The following is a 1011-nucleotide window of genomic DNA, read 5'->3' on the forward strand; positions in this document are numbered from 1 at the left end:
TGAGGTAACCTGACTTTTTCGGACACTCTGGTTTGGTAAACTTCACCAACTGGAGAAATTTTATGACACGCTCAAAAACATACACCCCGGAGCTTCGGGAAGAGGCAGTGAAACTGGTCCTGACGCAGGGCCTCACCTTGGAAGACGCTGCACTACGCCTAACGATTCCCAAAGGCACCCTTGCTAACTGGGTGGCGGCAGCAAGGCATGGCACGTCGCCCAAAGTGGCCCCTGGCAGTCGCTCCGTTCCGGAGCTTGAGGCCGAGGTCACCAAGCTGCGCAAGGAGCTCGCAGAGGCACGCATGGAGCGCGATATCGTAAAAAAAGCGGCAGCGTACTTTGCGCGGGAGTCGCTGCCAAGTACGCGGTCATGAAACAATTACGACTCGAATATCCCGTCATCGTTCTGTGCCGCGTGTTTGACGTTTCGCGTAGCGGCTTCTATGCATGGACGCAGGGCAAGCTGTCGCAGCGCGCGCAGGATGATGCGCGCCTGAAGGTCGCTATCGAGGCCGTCCACGCGCAAAGCCGCCAGACGTACGGGCCGCTGCGCATGCAGCCCGAACTGGAGGCGCAGGGCTTTCCAGCGGGCCGGGACCGCATTGTGCGACTGCGCCGCGAGCTCGCCTTGCGCTGCAAGCAGAAGCGCAAATTCAAGGCCACCACCAATTCGAACCATGACCTGCCCGTGGCCGAGAATTTGCTGAACCAGACCTTCGCGCCAACGCGGCCGAACGAAGCCTGGGTGACTGATATTACCTATGTCGCCACCGGCCAGGGCTGGCTCTACCTGGCCGGTATCAAGGACGTCTTCACCTGCGAGCTGGTGGGCTACGCGATGGACGAACGCATGACGCAAACGCTGACGGCAACGGCGCTGTGGAAGGCCGTGCGCAACAAGCGTCCCGCGCCTGGGCTGATTCATCACTCCGACCGTGGCAGCCAGTACTGCGCTCACGACTATCAAAAACTGGTGAAGCAATTCGGTATGCAGTCCTCCATGTCGCGCAG

General features: G+C 60.0%; 1 pseudogene. It reads left to right on the top strand.

Going from position 1 to position 1011, the window contains the following annotated elements:
* Positions 1-62 precede the first annotated feature (62 nt).
* Positions 63-1011: pseudogene (locus F1609_RS33905) on the top strand (IS3 family transposase); the annotation flags it as partial.

The sequence above is a fragment of the Massilia aquatica genome (assembly GCF_011682045.1).
Taxonomy (GTDB): Bacteria; Pseudomonadota; Gammaproteobacteria; order Burkholderiales; family Burkholderiaceae_D; genus Telluria_A; species Telluria_A aquatica.